This window comes from Morganella sp. Je.2.23 (assembly GCF_051129855.1).
Taxonomy (GTDB): domain Bacteria; phylum Pseudomonadota; class Gammaproteobacteria; order Enterobacterales; family Enterobacteriaceae; genus Morganella; species Morganella sibonii.
This window is the reverse complement of the sequence record NZ_JBCPSQ010000001.1, coordinates 821543-842338: the sequence shown is the minus strand read 5'-3', so window position 1 is coordinate 842338 and position 20796 is coordinate 821543. Positions and strand designations below refer to the sequence as shown.

Genomic DNA, 20796 nt, shown 5'->3' with positions numbered 1-20796 from the left:
CACATTATACTCATAATGATGGCGGTACGCATCCGCCTGTTTTCCGATAAAATAACCGGCAGTTTCCGGACACAGATTACTGACAAATTTAATGATGACATCACATTCCGTACCTGTACTGACACCGCTCGAATACCAGCCCGGTCTTGCCCTGGCCCTGTTTGCCCCGCTGTCACATCAGCCGTGGGCCATGCTGCTGCACTCCGGCAGTGCACAACATCAGCATAACCGCTTTGATATTCTGACCGCCGATCCCCTGATGACCCTGACCACCCGGGGGGATGAAACCTTAACTGAAGATAGCCGGGGCCGGTGTGTCCGTCAAAATGAGGACCCGTTTCAGTTACTGGATGCTGCACTGGTGCAGTGCGGGCTGAATCCGCTGCCGCACGATGATTATCCGTTTGCGGGCGGAGCCATGGGATTGTGGGGATATGATCTCGGACGGCGGACTGAATCCCTGCCGTCGCTGGCACGCAATGAGCTCTCTGTCCCGGACATGGCCGTCGGTATTTATGACTGGGCGGTGATTGTTGACCACCAGCGCCGCTGCGCCACATTAATCACTTATACTGATCCCGCCGCACGTCTGCACTGGCTGGAAAACCAGACCGCACCGGAAACCGTGCCTTTCGCCCTGACCGGTGACTGGCAGTCCGATATGACCGAAACGGAATATCACGCCAATATTGCCCGTATTCATGGCTATTTACAGGCCGGTGACTGTTATCAGGTCAATTTATCGCAGGGATTTACCGCTCCGTATGAGGGGGATGAATGGCAGGCTTTTCTGCGGCTGAATGACGAAAACAAAGCGCCGTTTTCCGCATTTCTCCGCCTGCCGGATGCCGCTGTGTTATCTGTGTCACCGGAACGCTTCCTGTGGCTGAAAGACGGCACCGCCGAAACCCGTCCTATCAAAGGTACCCGTCCCCGTCATCTGGCTGATCCGCAGGCTGACGAGGCAGAAAAACAGGCACTGGCCGCGTCAGAGAAAGATCGTTCGGAAAACCTGATGATTGTTGATCTGATGCGCAATGATATCGGCCGGGTGGCACTTCCGGGTTCGGTCAGCGTACCGTCGCTGTTTGCTGTTGAGCCTTTTCCGGCGGTCTGGCATCTGGTCAGCACCATCACCGCGCAATTACCTGCGGCATGCCGGGCGGCACATTTATTGCGGGCCTGTTTTCCCGGCGGTTCCATTACCGGCGCGCCGAAAATCCGCGCGATGGAAATCATTGAAGAACTCGAGCCTGTCCGCCGCCACGCTTACTGCGGCGCTATCGGTTATATCAGCGCCTGCGGCACTATGGACAGCAATATCGCGATCAGAACCCTGATCGCGGAAGACAACCATCTCTATTGCCGGGCTGGCGGCGGAATTGTCGCCGACAGCCGTGCCGCGGACGAATACCAGGAAACGTTTGATAAACTGGGCCGCATCCTGACGGTGCTGCCGGAGAGAAAAAATGAGTCCGCTTGAACGCTTTATTCCGCGGTTTCAGTTAACCCGCCCCTCTGAAGCAGAAATTGCCGGTGAGCGTGATCGCCGGGCGGCGGTGTTACTGCCCATTACCAATAAAGAGCGGCCCGGCATTCTGCTGACACAGCGGGCCGCGTCGATGCGTTCCCATCCCGGTCAGATTGCCCTGCCGGGCGGCGCGGCGGACCCCGGTGAAATATCCCCCATCGCCACGGCACTGCGTGAGGCACGCGAGGAAGTCGGTATTCCGCCGCAGTCTGTACAGGTGCTGGGACAGATGGCGCCGGTGGACAGTGTGACAGGTTTCAGGGTGACGCCGGTGGTCGGGATTATTCCGTCATCACTGCCGCTGTCGGGTAACCCGCAGGAAGTGGCGGATATCTTTGAACTGCCGCTTGATGCCGCTCTTGATCTGAGCCGTTACCGCTACATTGATATGGCCCGTAATACCGTAGAGCGCCGCCTCTATTTTTACCTGTATGAAGGACGGATGATTTGGGGATTAACAGCCGGTATTTTATATCGTCTCGCAACGCAAGTGAAAAATGATTGATTTGTAACCGATTTCACACTTCTGCCCTATTTCCCCCTGTTTTTTTTCATCAGGTATGCCCGATTTTTATCCGAAAGCGCTGTTACGCAGTGAAAAATGCGATAAACTACTTTATCCGTGTGAGCAAATAACAGTAAAGTAACGCGCTTTACGATAAATCACTATTACATTGTTTTTTAAGGAGTCTGACGTGATTAGCGTTTTTGACATGTTTAAAGTGGGTATTGGTCCTTCCAGCTCCCATACCGTAGGGCCGATGAAAGCCGGGAAGCAGTTTGCTGATGAGTTGGTTGAAAAAGGTCTGATTTCCCGTGTGACCCGCGTTTCTGTTGATGTCTACGGATCACTCTCCTTAACCGGGAAAGGTCACCACACCGATATCGCCATCATTATGGGTCTGGCCGGGAACTTACCGGCAACCGTTGATATCGATGGTATTGCCGGTTTTATCCGCAATGTGGAAGAGACTGAGCGTCTGTCACTGGCCAATGGTCAGCAGACCGTGGATTTCCCGCGTGAAGGCGGCATGAATTTCCACACCGGTAACCTGCCGCTGCACGAAAACGGTATGAGCATCACTGCATTTGCCGGTGATGAAGAACTGTACACCAAAACCTATTACTCCATCGGCGGCGGGTTTATCGTCGATGCAGAGCATTTCGGTCAGGATAACGCCAATGAAACACCGGTTTCCTACCCGTATGCGTCAGCTGAAGAGCTGCTCAATCACTGTCATCAGACCGGGCTTTCAGTTTCCTCTCTGATGCTGAAAAATGAGCTGGATATGCACAGCCGTGAAGAGATCGACGCGTATTTCGCCGATGTCTACAAAACCATGACTGACTGTATCGCCCACGGTCTGGAAACCGAAGGTATTCTGCCGGGGCCGCTGCGTGTACCGCGCCGCGCCGCCGCGCTGAACCGCCTGATCAACTCAGCCGGTAATCTGTCCAAAGACCCGATGAACGTGGTTGATCTGGTTAACATGTTTGCACTGGCCGTCAACGAAGAAAACGCCGCGGGCGGCCGTGTGGTCACCGCACCGACAAACGGTGCCTGCGGTATCGTACCTGCCGTGCTGGCGTATTATGATCACTGCATCGAGAAAGTCACGCCGGAAACCTACCTCCGCTACTTCCTCGCCTGCGGCGCGGTCGGTATTCTGTACAAGATGAACGCATCTATCTCCGGTGCGGAAGTCGGTTGCCAGGGCGAAGTCGGCGTAGCCTGCTCCATGGCAGCGGCCGGTCTGACTGAAATCCTCGGCGGCAGTGCGGAACAGGTTTGTGTCGCAGCTGAAATCGGCATGGAACACAACCTGGGCTTAACCTGTGACCCGGTTGCCGGCCAGGTTCAGGTGCCATGTATCGAACGTAACGCCATTGCCTCCGTGAAAGCGATCAACGCCGCCCGTATGGCTATGCGCCGTACCAGCGCACCGCGTGTTTCTCTCGATAAAGTCATCGAAACTATGTATGAAACCGGGAAAGACATGAACGCCAAATACCGTGAAACATCACGCGGCGGTCTTGCAATCAAGGTTCAGTGCGACTGATTTTGTGAATTAAGTCTCAAAACATAATTCGGTAACATTAATATCCCTGCAACATTGCAGGGATATTTTTTACCTGAAGCGCATCAGCACCGGTTGTTTTTCAATCAAACCACCCTGTTTTCAGGCAGAAATGCTAACAATATGTGAAACCCATCAACACAACACTCTGATAAATGTCTCATTCACAACCCATCACTCTGAGAAATAACTCTTTCAACACAATAATTAACTATAATTAAGTGTTTAATGTTTCTGTTTTGTTGTTTTCTGACGGAAAGCAAGTTTTTTTACATCCATAGAATGTTACTCTGTCATTTAATTAGCGCCCCGAAATTAATTACCGCTGCTTAAACGTAAATAATTAGCGGTATCACGGGCCTGAGACTATCTTTACACTGGAGTCTTACGGTTTTTTTCCTGACCCATAAAAGATTCTGTGTAATACACAAGAACCATCCTGTCTGATGTTAAGGGGGAACAGAGGTGAGTATAGCCATTATGATTGGCACCCACGGCAAAGCCGCTGAGCAGTTACTGCGCACGACTGAAATGCTGATCGGTGAACAGGAGAACGTCTCCTTCATCGATTTCGTACCGGGGGAAAATGCCGACACACTATATGCGAAGTACAATGAAAAGCTGCCCGGTTTATCAACCGCTGACGGGGTTTTATTCCTCGTTGATACCTGGGGCGGCAGCCCGTTCAACGCAGCAAACCGCATCGTAACCGAGCAGGACCAGGCCGCAGGCGGCAACAGTAATTATGAGATAGTCACAGGCGTCAACGTACCGATGCTGGTCGAAACCTTTATGTGCCGCGATGACAATCCGTCATTACAGGAACTGGTTGCGGTCGCACTGGAAACCGGCCGCGAAGGTATCCGCGCCCTGAAAGCACAGGACGAACCGGCACCGAAAGCGGCACCTGCACCCAAACCGGCCGCACAGCCGGCGGCACCGGCAGGCCCGGGCGGACACATGACTATCGCCCTCGCCCGTATCGATGACCGTCTGATCCACGGCCAGGTCGCCACCCGCTGGACCAAGGAAACCAACGTCAAACGTATTATTGTTGTCAGTGACGATGTCGCCAACGATACGGTCCGCTCAACACTGCTCAAGCAGGTCGCGCCTCCGGGTGTTACTGCGCACGTGGTGGATGTCGCCAAAATGGTCCGTGTCTGGAATAACCCGAAATACGCCAATGACCGCTGTATGCTCCTGTTTACCAACCCGGCCGATGTTCTGCGCCTGGTGGAAGACGGCGTGGAGATCAAATCGGTTAATATCGGCGGGATGGCTTTCCACGAAGGTAAAAAACAGGTTAACAATGCGGTTTCCATCGATGAGAAAGATATTGAGGCATTTAAAGCACTCAATGACCGCAACATCGAGCTGGAAGTCCGTAAAGTCTCCACCGATTCAAAAATAAAAATGATGGATTTAATCAGCAAAGCTGAAAGTTAATTTGACCCATTACTCAATACAAAATTTGTTGTTTGCAAAATGACTGGTTAAAGGAGAAACACAATGGAACTTTCCGTTGTACAAATCGTTCTGGTCTTCATCGTTGCCTGTGTCGCGGGTATGGGGTCAATCCTCGATGAATTCCAGTTCCACCGCCCTCTGGTCGCCTGTACGCTGATGGGGATCGTACTGGGTGATATGAAAACCGGGATCATGATCGGCGGTACGCTGGAAATGATCGCGCTCGGCTGGATGAACATCGGTGCGGCAGTGGCACCGGATGCGGCGCTGGCATCCATCATTTCCACTATACTGGTTATCGCCGGGGGTCAGAATATCGGTGCCGGTATCGCGCTGGCGATTCCGCTGGCGGCAGCCGGTCAGGTACTGACCATTATTGTCCGTACCATCACCGTTGCCTTCCAGCACATGGGTGACCGTGCGGCGGATAAGGGGAATCTCACCGCTCTGGGGATGATCCACGTCAGTGCTCTGCTGTTACAGGCAATGCGTATCGCTATCCCGGCTGTCATTGTGGCCGTGTCTGTCGGTACTGATGTTGTCCGTGAAATGCTTGACTCGATTCCGGACTGGGTCACCAACGGTCTGAATATCGCAGGCGGCATGATTGTTGTGGTCGGTTACGCGATGGTTATCAACATGATGCGTGCCGGCTACCTGATGCCATTCTTCTATCTGGGTTTCGTTACCGCGGCATTTACTGATTTCAACCTGGTTGCGCTGGGTGTTATCGGTGCGGTTATGGCTGTGCTGTATATCCAGCTCAGTCCGAAATACAACAAATCGGAAGTCGTTGTCGCTGCCGGCAGCAAAAACGACCTGGATAACGAGTTAGACTAAGAAGGTGAGCAACATGGTTGATACTACAAGCAACGTAACCGGCAGAAAACAGTTAAGAAAGAGCGATATCCGGGGTGTTTTCATCCGCTCAAACCTGTTTCAGGGTTCATGGAACTTTGAACGTATGCAGGCGATGGGCTACGCATTCTCGATGGTACCGGTGATCCGCCGTCTTTATCCGGAAAATAATGAAGAACGCAGACAGGCTATCAAACGCCATATGGAGTTCTTTAACACACATCCGTATATGGCTGCCCCTATCCTCGGTGTGACCTGTGCGATGGAAGAGCAGCGTGCGAATGGCGCGGCTATCGATGATGGTGCCATCAACGGTATCAAAGTCGGTCTGATGGGACCGCTGGCCGGTGTCGGTGACCCGATCTTCTGGGGTACCGTGCGTCCGGTCTTTGCTGCCCTCGGTGCGGGGATTGCCATGACCGGCAGCCTGCTCGGGCCGTTACTGTTCTTCTTCCTGTTTAACCTGGTCCGCCTGGCAACCCGTTATTACGGTGTGGCTTACGGCTATAAAAAAGGACTGGATATTGTTCAGGATATGGGCGGCGGCTTCCTGCAGAAACTGACAGAGGGGGCGTCAATCCTCGGCTTGTTTGTTATGGGTGCACTGGTGAATAAATGGACAAAAGTGAATATCCCGCTTGTGGTGTCGGAAATTAAAAACCCGACCACCGGCGAGATGGAAATCACCACTGTCCAGACTATCCTTAACCAGCTGATGCCGGGCCTGATGCCGCTGCTGCTGACATTCGGTTGTATGTGGCTGCTGCGCCACAAAGTGAATGCCCTGCTGATTATTATCGGCTTCTTTGTGCTGGGCATTCTGGGTTACGTCTTTGGTTTCCTGGGACTGTAACCGGCAGCACGCGCGTTAACGGACGTATATTTTCAGAACGCGTATTTTCAGAATGAATATGTTAGTTTAAACGGGAGGCTCGCCTCCCGTTTTTTGTTTCACTTCAGGGGAAAGAACCACAATGACTGTAAATGATATTGTTCTGCTGGCTGTGATTGTGCTGATGCTGCTGTTTGCCGTTTATGACGAATTTATTGTTAACACACTGAAAGGTAAAACACAGCTGCGGATAAAACTGCGCCGTAACCATCGCGCTGATGCCGTGATCTTTATCCTGCTTATCGGTATTGTTATTTATAATAATATAACCGGACACGGCAGCCCGTTAACAACCTATTTACTTTCCGGGTGTATTATCATTGCAATTTATCTGGCTTTTATTCGTTCACCAAAGTTATATTTTAAACAGGATGGCTTTTTTTACGCCAATGCATATATTAAATATGACAGAATAAAAACAATGAATTTATCAGAAGACGGCATTCTTCTTGTGGGTTTGGAAAATCTAAAAATTTACATAAAAGTCACCCATCTTGATGATTTACAAAAGATTTATAATTTTATGATTAATCATAAATAATAACCCCTGATTTTTATCCCCCTACAGAAATAAAGACTAATGATAATATTAGTCTTTATTTTCTTATTAAATAACCCAGTAATGAAAATCATTCTCATTAGCATCTTTATAAATTAAAATATATATTCTTGCCTTTTTTATTTTCTGTGATATCTTTCCGGTCACGTCATTGGGGAGTAGCCTGTTCTGTTATTAACCTCACAGAGAAATAACAGAAAATCCGTGTCAACATACTTGCGTGATATTATATCAGCATGGTGCGGATGCCGTTTCGGTTGGCAAGACCATAGACACGCAGTTCACCGGAGGTCGGGGTTGGATTGTGTGTATATGGATAAGCTACCCGACCGAGACTGAGTTTATGAGTTTTTACGCCACCCTCGTCCTTGCCCTGGCCCTGTCTATGGATGCCTTCGCCGTTGCTGTCTGCAAAGGCGCTACCCTGAACAAACCACCTTTACGTGAAGCACTGCGCACCGGTTTTATCTTTGGCATAATAGAAGCTGTCACCCCGCTTATCGGCTGGGCAATCGGCATTTATGCCAGTCAGTATGTGATGGAATGGGATCACTGGATTGCCTTCTCACTGCTGTTTATCCTCGGTGCACGTATGATTTACAACAGTGTCACTGCCGGTGATGACTGCTGTGCCCGTCATGAAAAACCACAACGTCACAGCGCATTACATCTGGCAACCACCGCTGTTGCCACCAGCCTGGATGCCATGGCAATTGGCGTCGGTCTTGCCTTCCTGGAAGTTAATATTGTCCATACCGCGATGACTATCGGGCTGATGACCATGATTATGGCCACCACAGGGATGATACTCGGGCGTTATATCGGCCCGCTGCTGGGCAAACGGGCTGAAATTATCGGCGGGATTGTACTGATTATTATCGGATTCACCATTCTGTATGAACACATCGGTTAATCCGCAGTGGTGATACGTTCTGATGACCCGCTCCGGCGGGTCTTGTTGTTTCTGAATCTGACTTATCCTTCCCGGCGGTATACCCGGATCAGAAAATCGGTTTCACAGGAAAATGCGGTTTCGGCTGCCAGCTGATTTCTGACCGCATCCGTCGCTTTCCAGGCAAACGGTGTCATGGAGAGCAGAGCGAGAGCATCCGCACCGTTCAGTACCATCGGATAAGCCACCTGCTGTTCCTCCGCCGGGCCGAATCCCGGAAAATGTTCTTCTTTCAGCGGATGCAGATGTACTTCATCATAAATACGCGATTTCAGCTGATACAGATGACGCGGTCCCGGTGTTACCGTAATCACAATACCGCCCGGTTTCACCACCCGGGTTAACTCGTCAGGATTACATGGCGCATAGATCCGCAGCACGCCCTCCAGACTGTTATCCTCAAAGGGTAAACGCTGGCTGGAAGCCACACAAAAGCTGACCTGCGGATAACGTTTTGCCCCGTAGCGGACTGCGACCTTCGCCACATCCAGCCCGTAAACCGTAATCTGCCGTGCTGCAAGGCGTTCCGCCAGCGCACTGGTGTAATAGCCCTCACCACAACCGATATCCAGTACCTGTTCTGCCTGTGCCGGTAAATATTGCTCAAATGCAGCGATCACCTGCTCCCGCAGCGGACGGTAATGATGATTATCCAGAAATGCCCGGCGTGCCTGCATCATCTCTTTACTGTCACCCGGTTCTTTTGAGCGCTTGAACTGAACCGGCAGAAGGTTGATATATCCCTCTTTCGCAAGATCAAACTGATGGTGATTTTCGCAACTGTAACTGCCGGAACGGCGTGTCAGCGGGTGCTGGCAAAGCGGACATTGGTAAGACATAATCATTCACTGTGAAATAATGTAAAGGTGCAACCGGCAACGGCCTGTGCCGGTGACGGAAAATCTGAGGCGAAACCATACCATGAAAACCTACTGGTGGCAGGATAAAATTGATGATTATCAGCAATGGCACAGCCTGCTCATCAGGGTTAATCCGGAAACGGCAAATAAGGATGCACCGGCTCTGCTCAGCGGTCATAACAGCCGGATGCAATTACAGGTGCGCGGCACTCCGCTGTTCTGGGCAACCGTTCTGCGCGACCATTGCGGTGTCTGGCTGGTTTATAATCAGGATCATCCTGATCAGCATAATCTGTTATCGCCGCTCCGTGCGCAGCAGACTCAAAAAATCAGTGCCCTGCCGGCGGAAGAACAAACCCCGCAGTGGTGCCGGTACTTTGCCCGTGATTTACAGGAACGGTCCTCCCCGCTGCTCACCGCCGGAGAGTGGTTGCTGCGCCCGATGAATATTACACCGCCGTCCGCCCCTTATATTGTCAGCGCACCGCATCCCCGCGAAAAATGGTGCTTCCGTTCGCCGTTCACCAAAGATATCAGTAATGCGGACTGGCAGTTATACCCCGGTGATTTACCTGATCTGCAATCCCCCGAACGGGTTATATTTGTGGACTGGTGGTTCGGCGGTTACCGGCTGCTGCCGTGCTATACCGTTGAACCTCAGAGCAGCCGCCTGAAATACTGGCGCAAAGTGGCCCGCGAAGGAAAACTGCCACCGGTGCTGGTCTGGTATATCAGCGGTCTGGCATCCTACATTATACTGGATGGCCATCTGCGGTTGCAGGCAGCTTATGATGAAAATATTCCGCCATCCTTTATTGTGCTCAGCCAGTACCATGAATGCAGCTATGAGCCGGATCCTGCCGCGATTGAAAAAGTACAGCGGGCAATAGCGCATCAGATGGATAAAACCCCGCGCCCGGACGTCCGCAAGATCAACCAGACATTAATCAGTCTGTATCAGAACCGGTACGGACGCCATTCCACCCGCAGCCGGGCAATACTGGGTGACGGCAGTACATGGGAAGAGGACGTTTCCCGCTATCTGCACCGGTATCAGGATACCGGGCATCTCACTGCCATTTTACGGCGGACAGAAGAAACGGAGTGACCCGCTAATCGGATAAATCTGCTGTGAATATTTTTTGTTCAACGCAGAATACAGCTTTACCCGTCAGATTACTCTCCGCCCCCGGAGCCATATAAGGAATATCTATGTCCGGATTCACCCGTACCTTTATTACACCACTTTTGCTGCTGTTTTCAGCCTCGCTGTTTGCCGCGGCAGAAACCAAACCGGCAGCGCCGGAAAAAACCGCCGCAGCTGATCTGGATCTGGTCTTTGTTCTGGATAAAAGCGGTTCAATGTCCGGTTTTGAACAGGACACCATCGGCGGTTATAACTCCGTTCTTGCGGAAAACCGTAAAAAAGAGGGAAACATTTACGTCACAACGGTTTTATTCAACCAGGAAAACAGCACACTGCACAACCGCGAACCTATCAGTAAAGTCAAAAACCTGACCCCGGATGATTACACCGTCGGTGGTAATACCGCATTACTCGATGCGGTCGGCGTAACAATTGAAAAAATCCGCGAAAACCGGAAAATTACCAAAAACAATAATGTGTTATTTGTCATTATTACCGACGGTGAAGAGAACAGCAGCAGTAAATACAGCCGGGATAAGATCAAAGCAATGATTAATTCTGCGGAAAAAGAAGATAAGTGGGACTTTATTTTCCTCGGTGCCAATATTGATGCGATCGCAGAAGCAGGAAATATCGGAATTAAAAGCGACAACGCCACCGGTTATGTGCAGGATAAAGCCGGTTATGGCAAAGCGTATGAAGCGGTGAATAAAGCTGTTGAAGTAAAACAGCAATCAAAACCGATTACTTCCGACTGGAAAGCTGACGTCGAAAAAGATAACAACGAACGCAGTAAAAAATAACAAAACACCTCTTATTTATTCACCAAAACAGTACGGTTCGCCGTACTGTTTTATTTTCTCGTCCCGCCATTCTTTTTTCCCCGTAACTCTGCTTATCATGAACATTAAATGACCAAAGTTCAGCCGGATAATTACGCCAATTTGACTATATTAATGCCAATAACAACCACGAGGTGTAATTATGTTTAAAAAATCTTATCTTTTTTTAGCATTGATTCCTTTTATCTCTGTTGCCGCACCGGGTATTGATGAAAGTGATGATGTCACAACCTCAATGCCTGATTTTGCTACCGGTAAAATAGAGCAATCTGCCGGTGTTAAATTAGGTTCCGGGTTTATCAGTAACGATGCAAATAACACGATTATCATTGGTAACACAGCGGATAAAAATGAAATCCCGCCGGAAAACCCGAACAGCAGCATACCGGCAAACCAGCCAAAACCACCGGTGGCAAAGTCTGATTCTGATATTGCTATCGGTAACAGTGCCTATGCTGACGGTTCCGCAGATGGCCAGGCCGGAGCTCCGTCAATGGCTGTCGGTAATGGCGCGGTTGCCAAAGGTGAAGGCTCTGTTGCCCTCGGCAGCAAAGCCGTTTCTGACGGAATGGGCGGTGTGGCCATCGGTGATGCCGCGAAACAGAAAAACGGCGGGATCAGTATCGGCGGCAATGCCAGCGCCGGTGCGGGTGGTACTATTGATAACCCGTTCGGTGGTACGGTTGAAATCAACAACAGCGTTGCTATCGGCCGTGATGCAAAAGTCACCGGCGGAGCCATTGACTCCATCGCTCTGGGTTCCGGCTCTGTTGCCGGCAAAACCAGCGGTAATGCCCGCTTCCTGGACAAAACCGATGCAGCGGCTCAGTACACCGGTGAATTATCCATCGGGAAAAAAGCAGAAGCCCCGCAATGGGGTGAGAAAGATACTTACCGCCGGATCACCAATGTCGCCGGTGGTTCAGAAGATACCGATGCTGCGAATATTGCCCAGCTGAACGTGGTCAATAATACCGCCACTGCGGCAGAAAACACGGCCAAAGCAGCTGATACGAAAGCAACGGATGCCAAAAAAGCGGCAGATGCCGCGGACGGTAAAGCCACTGAAGCACAAAAAACGGCGGTAACGGCAAATACCAATGCGGTTGATGCCCGTAATACGGCTTATACCGCCAATACCACAGCGCAGAAAGCCAATAATACCGCGAATAGTGCCTATAACCTGGCAACGCACAACGCCGCCCGTATTGATAAACTGGAGCTGCGCTATGATGAGCTGAATGACAAAATGCAGCGCGGTTTTGCAATGTCCGCCGCCACATCAAACCTGTTCCAGCCGTATAACGTCGGTAAATTTAACCTCAGCGCGGCTGTCGGCGGATATAACTCTGAAAATGCCGTTGCTGTCGGCAGCGGCTACCGTTTTAATGAAAATGTCGCGGTTAAAGCCAGCCTTGCGACTTCTGCGTCAAACGGCGGAGATGTTATGTACGGTGCCGGTATGAATCTGGAATGGTAATAAACAGCTAAAAGTAACACAGGCTACCGGCCGGATACCATTTTGCTATTCTGCGCCGGCAGCCATTACATTAATAACGTTTATTTCCCGGGGCGTTAACCTTTATCCGGCAACTGGTTCCGGACAGCGGCAACTAAGCAAAATATAAAAACAAAAATACCAATAATATGCCGGAAAAATCAGAATTTAACACTCACCTTAAGTTCAGAACAGGCGACTAACTCTGATTCCTCAGAGTACAGAAAATAAAACAACCGAGGATAAAAATACAATTACAATCAGTGCGAGTAATGTTCTGAATATACCCTTCAATGTTTGCTCAAGAAATACTAATCCGTGTTTGTTACCCATCTCTTTCAGAATCCATAGCGCTACTCATTTTATTTTAGTTATGTGAAACCCATCACGATATAATGATATTACTTATCCATTTAGTCAATAAATATACTGTTTTCGAAATCTTTTTTTGATGAGTATCGGCTCCTCCCCCTGCAAACCTGATAATGAAACTCATTTTGTTTTGATACGTTTTCTGTCCGCTTTACACCTTCCCGGAAAGATCTGCATGCCGTACAGCCGGGACCTGAAATAATCCGTCCCATGCTATCAATTAGTTGATAATGCTTTATCACCGAAAGCATGACACAACGCAATAAAATTTATATCATTATGTTATTAATGAATTTTTATCTTGTAAATCGCATATTTATCACATCAGCCATCTGACACAAACACAACTACGCACATCGATAATATCGCGTTAGTGAGAATTATCAGATTTTATGATTGAAAATCCATCTCCGAAAACCTGAAAAGGCGTTTATCTGTTTTTTTTACTAAAAAAACGTGTTCAGGCGCAATTTTTATTTGCCTTAAGATCAGAAACCCAATAAATTACGCACCAAATTGGTTTAACCCAAAATTACATGGCAGTCATACACACAGATACAGGAGTTCCTGACCCCCCCGGCTTGCATCAGCATCCGGATGATTTTGATGTCATACTCATACTGACAATGATTTTGCAGACTCTATTTCGACCGGCACTTCCGCAATACGGCCGGATTTTTATGATGGACGCAGATTATTTATATCGCTAATTTTATTGGCAACATTATTTAATTAACGCCGGGTTTATTGCTGTCAATGCAATAAGTCAACACAACCTTATTATCTGGAAAAAACGAATATCACCATGTCTGAAAAACATAAAAAACACTTTAATAAAACCTTGCTGGCATTATTTCTGGCATCACAAAGCACTTTGGCATTTTCCGCAATGGACTATCAGGTTTCACAGATAAAAGAGATTGGCCAGGCTGCTGCAATATCTTCAGACGGAAGTATTGTTGCCGGAACTTATGAGATTTCGGATAATAACTACCGGCCCTTCCTTATTATAAATGGCAATTCATTTGATCTGAGTAAATATGCCACCGGCAATGACAGCATTTATATCTCCGGCCTTTCCGCTGACGGTAATATGGCGACGGGTTATATAGTTGACGCAAATGATAACGTCAAATCGAAAATGTATATTTACATTGCCAATACCGGCGATATAAGTATTCCGGATCAACAGGCATTTACCAGTGTCGCCTCACAGGGTATTTCCGGAGATGGTAAAACTATTATCGGTATTGCAGACCAAAAGGCTTTCCGTTTTACGGAGCAGGACGGTATAACATTACTGAATCCGGCTGATTCTGAAAGCTCAACAGCAAACGGAGTTAATCATGACGGCAGTGTGATTGTCGGCCGCTTCATCACCGGTAATGGTCAGGCATTTAAATATACCGCAGATAACGGCATGGTATCCCTGGGCACACTGAGAGACGATAACACAGGCCAGTCAAATGCTAATGCGGTATCCGCTGACGGGCTCGTTACCGTAGGCTCGTCAACAGACAATAACGATGAAACACATGCCATCCGCCATACTGATAAAGAAGGTATGCGCGATCTCGGTACGCTGAAGAAAGATAATACAGGGTATTCCAGTGCGTCATCGGTTTCACATGACGGACAATTTATCGTCGGATCGTCTTATAATGAAGATGATACCGAACGTGCCTTTGTCTACGTTTCCGGTGAAAAAAAGATGTACGAACTGAAACCTGTTCAGGATGAACTCGCCGGAGAATCCAGCGCTGAAGCAATTTCTGATGACGGCAGAGTCGTTGCGGGTTATGTGCAGAATGAAAACAATGAAACATCCGCTGTTTTATGGAAACTGGACTATAAACCGCCGATGACACCACTTGAGCCGTCAACACCGGTTGACCCGGTCAAACCCGTTGAGCCGGTCAAACCTGTCGAGCCGATCAAACCCGTTGGCCCGGCTGAACCTCTGACGCCGGTTGAACCGTCCGGACCCGGTGAGGTTATTATTTCCAATCCTGTTGATATCGCCAAAACCCGTAATACAGTGACAAAACTGGCAAACAGCAACTATCAGGTTCTGGATTTGTATCAGACTGCGCTGTATAACCTCGCCGAAAGCCGTTGCCGGATGGGCGATGACAATTACTGTACCGGCCTGTTTACCCAATACGATAATGTTCACCGGAACAGCCGTGTCGCTACCGGCGTATTTGGTTCATTCCGTTTACCGGCAGAAAACTGGACGCTGGGCGCATCACTGAATTTTGCGGTGAATACGAATCTTGCTGATGGCTACGATACCCGCGGAAGTAATAATCCCGGCGTCGGCACATGGTTACGTTACCAGAAAAACAGTGATAATACCGGCTTTAGCAGTGAACTTTCCGCCGCATTTTTACAGCAGGATCTGGAAATTACCCGCCGGGCACAACGCGGAACGGAAACCGGAAAAGGTAATTCCGATATCAAAGGTTACTATGTAAGATTCACCACCGGTTACGGTATTAGCGTCAGCGAAAATACGCTGGTTACCCCGCTGGCTGCTATTAAATATCACCATGTCACACGAGCCGGATATACTGAATCAAATGGTGTTAGTTTCCCTGCAACTTACGGCCGTGCCGGAAATAAAAATCTTGATTTACAGCTTGGTGTTGATTTAAAACACCGTGTTAATCAGAGTGCAGAACTGGATGCGGGTATCGGTGCCGATATCAGACTCCGCCATCAGCGCGATGCATTTACCGGTCATATTCAGTATGTGAACGATACTGATTATATTTATGACCGCGGAGACAATCAAAATATAAAACCATATGCCCGTGCCGGTGTAAATTACTTTATTAATGAGAACTCAACAGTTCGCGGTGATATCGGTTATCACACCACTGATTACCGTAATGATGGTTTACAGGTTGGCCTCAGTTATTCATACCATTGGTAAGCACTTTTAAATTAGCTGATATTATCCGGCAATACTTATTTATTGCCGGATTTTTTATTTCCTGTTTTATTTCAGTTTTTTTGTTTCCCGGGTATAGGAAAGATAATGCACAACAGTTTTGCTTTGAATAATGGCATTTAACTGACTGTCAATCCGGCGATCATCCACGGTTGCCCGTTTATGCTGACGGTGATGTTCTGCCGGGGATGACACCATAAATGTCTCCATAAATTCATCGCTCGTACCAGGTACTGAAAATAATCCTCTTGAATATCCTCCGTCACGGAGCCGGACCCGTTTCAATTGTTCCATCAGGTCAAAAAATTCTGTCTGATGCTCTGTATTCACTTTGTACTGAATACACACCATCACCGGATTTTTATTATCCTCCGGATAATACTGAAATTCCTCCGGCAGGATCAGATGTTCAGAAGGCGATAAATTAATATTGTCGTGATCAATTTTTACTTTCAGCACACACAGCCAGACAACTACCGTACCGGCAGCCGCCGCAAGCAGCGCTGTCGTGACTGATGTGTGCGACGCAATCTGCCCCCAGATTAATGAACCGGATGCCATTGAACCTGAAAATACCGTCAGATAAAGCGCCAGCCCTCTTGCCCTGACCCAGTCCGGCAATGCTGTCTGCGCTGATACCATCAGGGTGGAAAGTGTGATCAGCCAGCTGAATCCGGCAATAATACTGCCCGCGATCGCCAGATATTCCGAGGTGGTCACGGCAAATATCACCAGCACAATCACAGTACCGGCAGTCCCGGAGGTCACTAACATTCCGGTGCTGAACCGTGCGCGTAACGCGGACAGACTGAATGCTCCGATGACCGCTCCGATACCGATACTGGTGGTTAAGATCCCGTATAACGTTGCATCACCCTCAAGTGATACCCTGGCAACCAGCGGCAGCATCGCCCAGTAGGCACTGGCAAATATAAAGAAAGCAGCGGCTCTGATAATGGTTTTAATTAATGCCGGACTGTAACGGACATAGCGCAGCCCGGAAATCATCGCAGCAACCACAGATTCTGCCGGTAAGGTGTTTTCTTTGTGCTTCTCCCCTTTCCACCACCACACCGCCGCAATAATGGCAATAAAGCTGAACGCGTTAAGAACAAACGGAAGATAAAGCCCCACCTGTGAGATAAGCACACCGGCAAGTGCCGGGCCGATGGCACGGCTGATATTAATCCCCATACTGTTTAACGCAATCCCCGCTTTTAATTCATGAGGCGCGACAATACCCGGGACAATAGCCTGCCAGGCAGGACCTGAAAAAGCAGCCCCGGCGCCGAGAATAAAAGTAATAAACAGCAGCCAGCCGATACTGACCGCACCGGAATAAACCAGAACAGCCAGTAATGCAGCGGCAAAAAGCATCGTGATATTGACAATAATAAGCAGCTTGCGCTTATCAAAAATATCAGCAACAGCCCCGGCCGGTAAAGCTAATAAAAAGACCGGCAATGTAGTCATGGCCTGAATAGTCGCGATCATGACAGGATCAGGGCTCAGATTTGTCATCAGCCATCCTGCACCGACATCATTCATCCATGTACCGATGTTAGAAAATAATGTCGCCACCCATAACACAAAGAAAACACGGTTACGCAGCGGTGACCAGGCAGATGATTGCGGATTAGTCATGTGAATATGATCTCCGGTTTAATGTGGCTGATGTTTCACCACCAGCCACCGTATTAACAGACACAGCAATAATTAAAATGCAAAACAGGAACACCCCAGTGCGCCCCAGAAGGCATTATCATCCGCAACCGGCACAGACGATTTACGGGCAATATCATGCTGATGGCCGTGCACGTGACACGAACCGCAGCACTGGTGTAACTGATTCAGGATCGCGGCTTTATTTTCCTGCTGTAAATAAGAATAATGCCCCGGGACTTTAATAACCGGTGACCAGTCAGGTAAAACCGGTATTGACGACGGTGCCAGCGGTCCGAAAATACCGTTACCGTAAACGATCTCGCCATTTACTACCGTCAGCAGTGATTCAATCGCTTTAATTTCCGGTTCAGGCACACGGAAATAGTCGTCAGACAAGGCAATAAAATCCGCAAACTGCCCTGATTTAATCTGCCCTTTTTTACCCTGCTCATCAGAGAACCAGGAACTGCCGATAGTCCATAACTCTAACGCGGTATCTCTGTCTAACCGGTTATTGTCATCGTACATTTTCATACCACCGACTGTCCTGCCGGATACCAGCCAGTAAAGCGCTGTCCACGGGTTATAACTGGCCACCCGTGTTGCATCCGTTCCCAGACCGACCGGCACCTCCGCATTGAGCATTTTTGCCACCGGCGGTGTGTGTTTCACCGCTTCATGACCATATCTGTCCGCAAAGTATTCTCCCTGGAATGCCATACGATGCTGGATAGCCAATCCGCCGCCCAGGGCTTTTACCCGTTCAATATTTTTTTCACTGATGATTTCCGCATGATCGAAAAACCAGTGCAGGCCGTCAAACGGGATCTCTTTATTTACTTTTTCAAACACATCCAGCATACGGCTGATAGATTCATCATAGGTGGCATGCAGACGGAACGGCCAGCGGTGCTCAACGAGGTGGCGGATCACGGCTTCAAGTTCCGCATCCATATTGTCCGGCAGATCCGGTCTTGGTTGCAGAAAATCCTCAAAATCAGCCGCAGAAAACACCAGCATCTCCCCCGCGCCATTGTGACGGAAAAAATCGGTTCCCTCTCCCGGCGACACCATGGATGTCCATTCGCGGAAGTCCTCCAGTTCCTGTTTCGGACGCTGGGTAAACAAGTTATAGGCGATACGGATGGTCAGCTGATTCTGTTTTGCCAGTTCCGCGATCACCTCATAATCTTCCGGGTAGTTCTGAAAACCACCACCGGCATCAATCGCACTGGTTACCCCGAGGCGGTTAAGCTCACGCATAAACTGACGGGTTGAGTTAACCTGATAATCCAGAGGCAGTTTCGGGCCTTTCGCCAAAGCGGAATACAACAGCATGGCATTCGGTTTCGCAATCAGCATACCGGTCGGGTTACCGTGCTCATCCCGCTGAATTTCCCCGCCCGGCGGGTTTGGCGTATCTCTGGTATAACCGATCACCCGCAGTGCTGCCTTATTCAGCAGCGCACTGTCATAAAGATGCAGTACAAAAACCGGCGTATCCGGTGAAACGGCATTGATCTCGTCTAATGTCGGCATCCGTCTTTCGGCAAACTGGAACTCACTCCAGCCACCCACAACCCGCACCCACTGCGGCGCCGGTGTCACATCAGCCTGTGCTTTTAACATCGCCAGAGCATCCGATAATGACGGAACACCTTCCCAGCGTAATTCAAGGTTATAGTTCAGCCCGCCGCGGATAAGATGAAGGTGCGAGTCATTCAGGCCGGGAATAATCACCTGACCTTTAAGATCAATAATCTCCGTTTCTTCATTCCTGAACTCCATGGCCTCATCGTTGGTTCCGACAGCAATAAATTTACCGTCACGGACTGCAACGGCCTGAGCAACGGGATTTTCACGATCGAGAGTATGAATATCACCGTTAATAAATATTTTTGATGCGAAGATTTTATTCATCATGATGTGTTTCCTGTTTATGAGGAACTCACTGGTTATCAAAGCGTGTTGTGGCAAACGGCATAAAAAAATAACCGGAGAGTGACCTCGCCGGTTATAACACTGTTATCTGATAACGCGCTGAGGTGCTTTATGAACCATGGTATAGGCATAATCAACACCCATGCCGTAAGCACCGCTGTGCTCCTGAACCAGCCCCATCACCGCGTCATAGGTTTCTTTGCGGGACCAGTCACGCTGGTACTCCAGTAATACCTGCTGCCAGGTAACAGGAACAGCCCCGGCCTGCACCATACGGTCAATGGAACGTTCATGCGCATCAACTGACGTACCGCCGGATGCATCTGTCACAATATAAACTTCATAGCCTGCTTCAATCGCCATTAAGGTCGGGAAATTTAAGCAGACTTCAGTCCATAATGCCGCCATAACTAACTTTTTACGGCCGGTTGCTTTAACGGCTTCGACAAACTTCTGATCTTCCCAGGAGTTCATGGAGGTACGTTCGATAGGTTTTGATTCAGGATGGACAGCCAATAATTCAGGCCAGATATATCCGCTGAAGCTTTCTGTTTCAACAGAGGTATAAATGGTCGGCACATTGAAAATTTTTGCTGCTTTCGCCAGACCAACGGTATTATTTTTCAGTTGCTGGCGGTCAATATTAGCCACACCGAAAGCCATTTGCGGCTGATGATCAATAAAAATAACGGCGGAGTTTTGCGGACTTAACAGCTCTAATTTAGACATAATATATTCCTGTTCAATTAGTTAAGTTGATAACGCCTGAGTATTAAACTCACTTACTGACAGGAAACATAATAAGTTCTCACCTGATAATGACCAGATGGCAAATTTGACTTTAGAAGTCAAAAAAAATGAACGAGATTTGTTATCTTTTGATTTATTTATCTTTTATGCCGGATTTTACAGAATAAACAGAGACGGTTTTGTGCATTGATAACAATACGTTCATTATAGTTTCACTTAAACACAGCATATTAATTCTTTCTTTGTTTTATTGTTCTGCATGAAATGATATTAACTTCCCGTCTTATATTAATAATCATTCGTTATTCAGATGATCCCAAAAAATATCTCATTTTGTCCTTTATCACTCTTTTCTTATTTTATCTTTTGTATACCGGCCATAATGTAAATATCCCGGTAACAAGATGCAATAATACCCACTTTAA

Annotated in this window: 16 protein-coding genes and 1 riboswitch; of the genes, 12 read left to right on the top strand and 4 right to left on the bottom strand. The window is 48.7% G+C overall.

Annotated elements, in window-relative coordinates:
- Nucleotides 1–94 precede the first annotated feature (94 nt).
- The 8 genes from pabB to mntP all read left to right on the top strand — a co-directional run bounded on the left by pabB (nt 95) and on the right by mntP (nt 8301).
- Nucleotides 95–1483: an aminodeoxychorismate synthase component 1 gene (gene pabB, locus AAZR23_RS04025; protein ID WP_434692387.1), complete on the top strand. Its 1389-nt coding sequence runs from the start codon at nt 95–97 to the stop codon at nt 1481–1483.
- On the top strand, nt 1470–2036 hold the full coding sequence (locus AAZR23_RS04020) for a CoA pyrophosphatase (protein ID WP_434690671.1): 567 nt from the start codon (nt 1470–1472) through the stop codon (nt 2034–2036). The genes pabB and AAZR23_RS04020 overlap by 14 nt, the downstream gene beginning before the upstream one ends.
- Before the next feature lie 190 nt (nt 2037–2226).
- On the top strand, nt 2227–3591 hold the full coding sequence (locus tag AAZR23_RS04015; protein WP_107679806.1) for an L-serine ammonia-lyase: 1365 nt from the start codon (nt 2227–2229) through the stop codon (nt 3589–3591).
- 483 nt (nt 3592–4074) lie between these two features.
- Nucleotides 4075–5058: a PTS mannose transporter subunit IIAB gene (manX, locus tag AAZR23_RS04010; protein ID WP_181257634.1), complete on the top strand. Its 984-nt coding sequence runs from the start codon at nt 4075–4077 to the stop codon at nt 5056–5058.
- A gap of 63 nt (nt 5059–5121) precedes the next feature.
- Complete coding sequence (locus AAZR23_RS04005; protein ID WP_046892283.1) at nt 5122–5919, top strand: PTS mannose/fructose/sorbose transporter subunit IIC; 798 nt, start codon at nt 5122–5124, stop codon at nt 5917–5919.
- A 13-nt stretch (nt 5920–5932) separates the two neighbouring features.
- Nucleotides 5933–6790 (top strand): PTS mannose transporter subunit IID, encoded by an 858-nt coding sequence (locus AAZR23_RS04000; RefSeq protein WP_004237386.1) that lies wholly within the window; start codon nt 5933–5935, stop codon nt 6788–6790.
- A gap of 121 nt (nt 6791–6911) precedes the next feature.
- Complete coding sequence (locus AAZR23_RS03995; RefSeq protein ID WP_434690665.1) at nt 6912–7370, top strand: DUF986 family protein; 459 nt, start codon at nt 6912–6914, stop codon at nt 7368–7370.
- Nucleotides 7371–7527: 157 nt separating this feature from the next.
- Nucleotides 7528–7725: riboswitch (yybP-ykoY riboswitch) on the top strand.
- Between the two features lie 6 nt (nt 7726–7731).
- Nucleotides 7732–8301, top strand: a complete 570-nt coding sequence (mntP, locus tag AAZR23_RS03990; protein WP_166707663.1) for a manganese efflux pump MntP — start codon at nt 7732–7734, stop codon at nt 8299–8301.
- Between the two features lie 62 nt (nt 8302–8363).
- Here mntP and rlmA read toward each other — a convergent pair whose 3' ends face one another.
- Nucleotides 8364–9179: a 23S rRNA (guanine(745)-N(1))-methyltransferase gene (gene rlmA / locus AAZR23_RS03985; RefSeq protein ID WP_434690662.1), complete on the bottom strand. Its 816-nt coding sequence runs from the start codon at nt 9177–9179 to the stop codon at nt 8364–8366.
- Nucleotides 9180–9261: 82 nt separating this feature from the next.
- Between rlmA and AAZR23_RS03980 the strand changes: the two genes are divergently transcribed.
- From AAZR23_RS03980 to AAZR23_RS03965, 4 genes are all read left to right on the top strand, one after another.
- The gene (locus AAZR23_RS03980) at nt 9262–10308 is read left to right on the top strand and encodes a hypothetical protein (protein WP_434690660.1); all 1047 of its coding nucleotides are present in this window, start codon (nt 9262–9264) and stop codon (nt 10306–10308) included.
- Between the two features lie 104 nt (nt 10309–10412).
- On the top strand, nt 10413–11150 hold the full coding sequence (locus AAZR23_RS03975) for a vWA domain-containing protein (protein WP_349416425.1): 738 nt from the start codon (nt 10413–10415) through the stop codon (nt 11148–11150).
- A gap of 181 nt (nt 11151–11331) precedes the next feature.
- A complete protein-coding gene (locus AAZR23_RS03970) occupies nt 11332–12669 on the top strand; it encodes a YadA-like family protein (protein WP_434690657.1) in 1338 nt (445 codons plus the stop codon).
- A 1195-nt stretch (nt 12670–13864) separates the two neighbouring features.
- Complete coding sequence (locus AAZR23_RS03965) at nt 13865–15997, top strand: autotransporter domain-containing protein (protein WP_434690655.1); 2133 nt, start codon at nt 13865–13867, stop codon at nt 15995–15997.
- A gap of 66 nt (nt 15998–16063) precedes the next feature.
- On the opposite strand, the gene AAZR23_RS03960 is transcribed toward AAZR23_RS03965, so the two are convergent.
- From AAZR23_RS03960 to AAZR23_RS03950, 3 genes are all read right to left on the bottom strand, one after another.
- Nucleotides 16064–17659: an MFS transporter gene (locus tag AAZR23_RS03960; RefSeq protein WP_434690652.1), complete on the bottom strand. Its 1596-nt coding sequence runs from the start codon at nt 17657–17659 to the stop codon at nt 16064–16066.
- 72 nt (nt 17660–17731) lie between these two features.
- Entirely contained in the window at nt 17732–19600 is a 1869-nt protein-coding gene (locus tag AAZR23_RS03955; protein ID WP_434692384.1) for an amidohydrolase, read from the bottom strand.
- A 105-nt stretch (nt 19601–19705) separates the two neighbouring features.
- Complete coding sequence (locus AAZR23_RS03950) at nt 19706–20350, bottom strand: hydrolase (protein WP_182107764.1); 645 nt, start codon at nt 20348–20350, stop codon at nt 19706–19708.
- Nucleotides 20351–20796 lie beyond the last annotated feature (446 nt).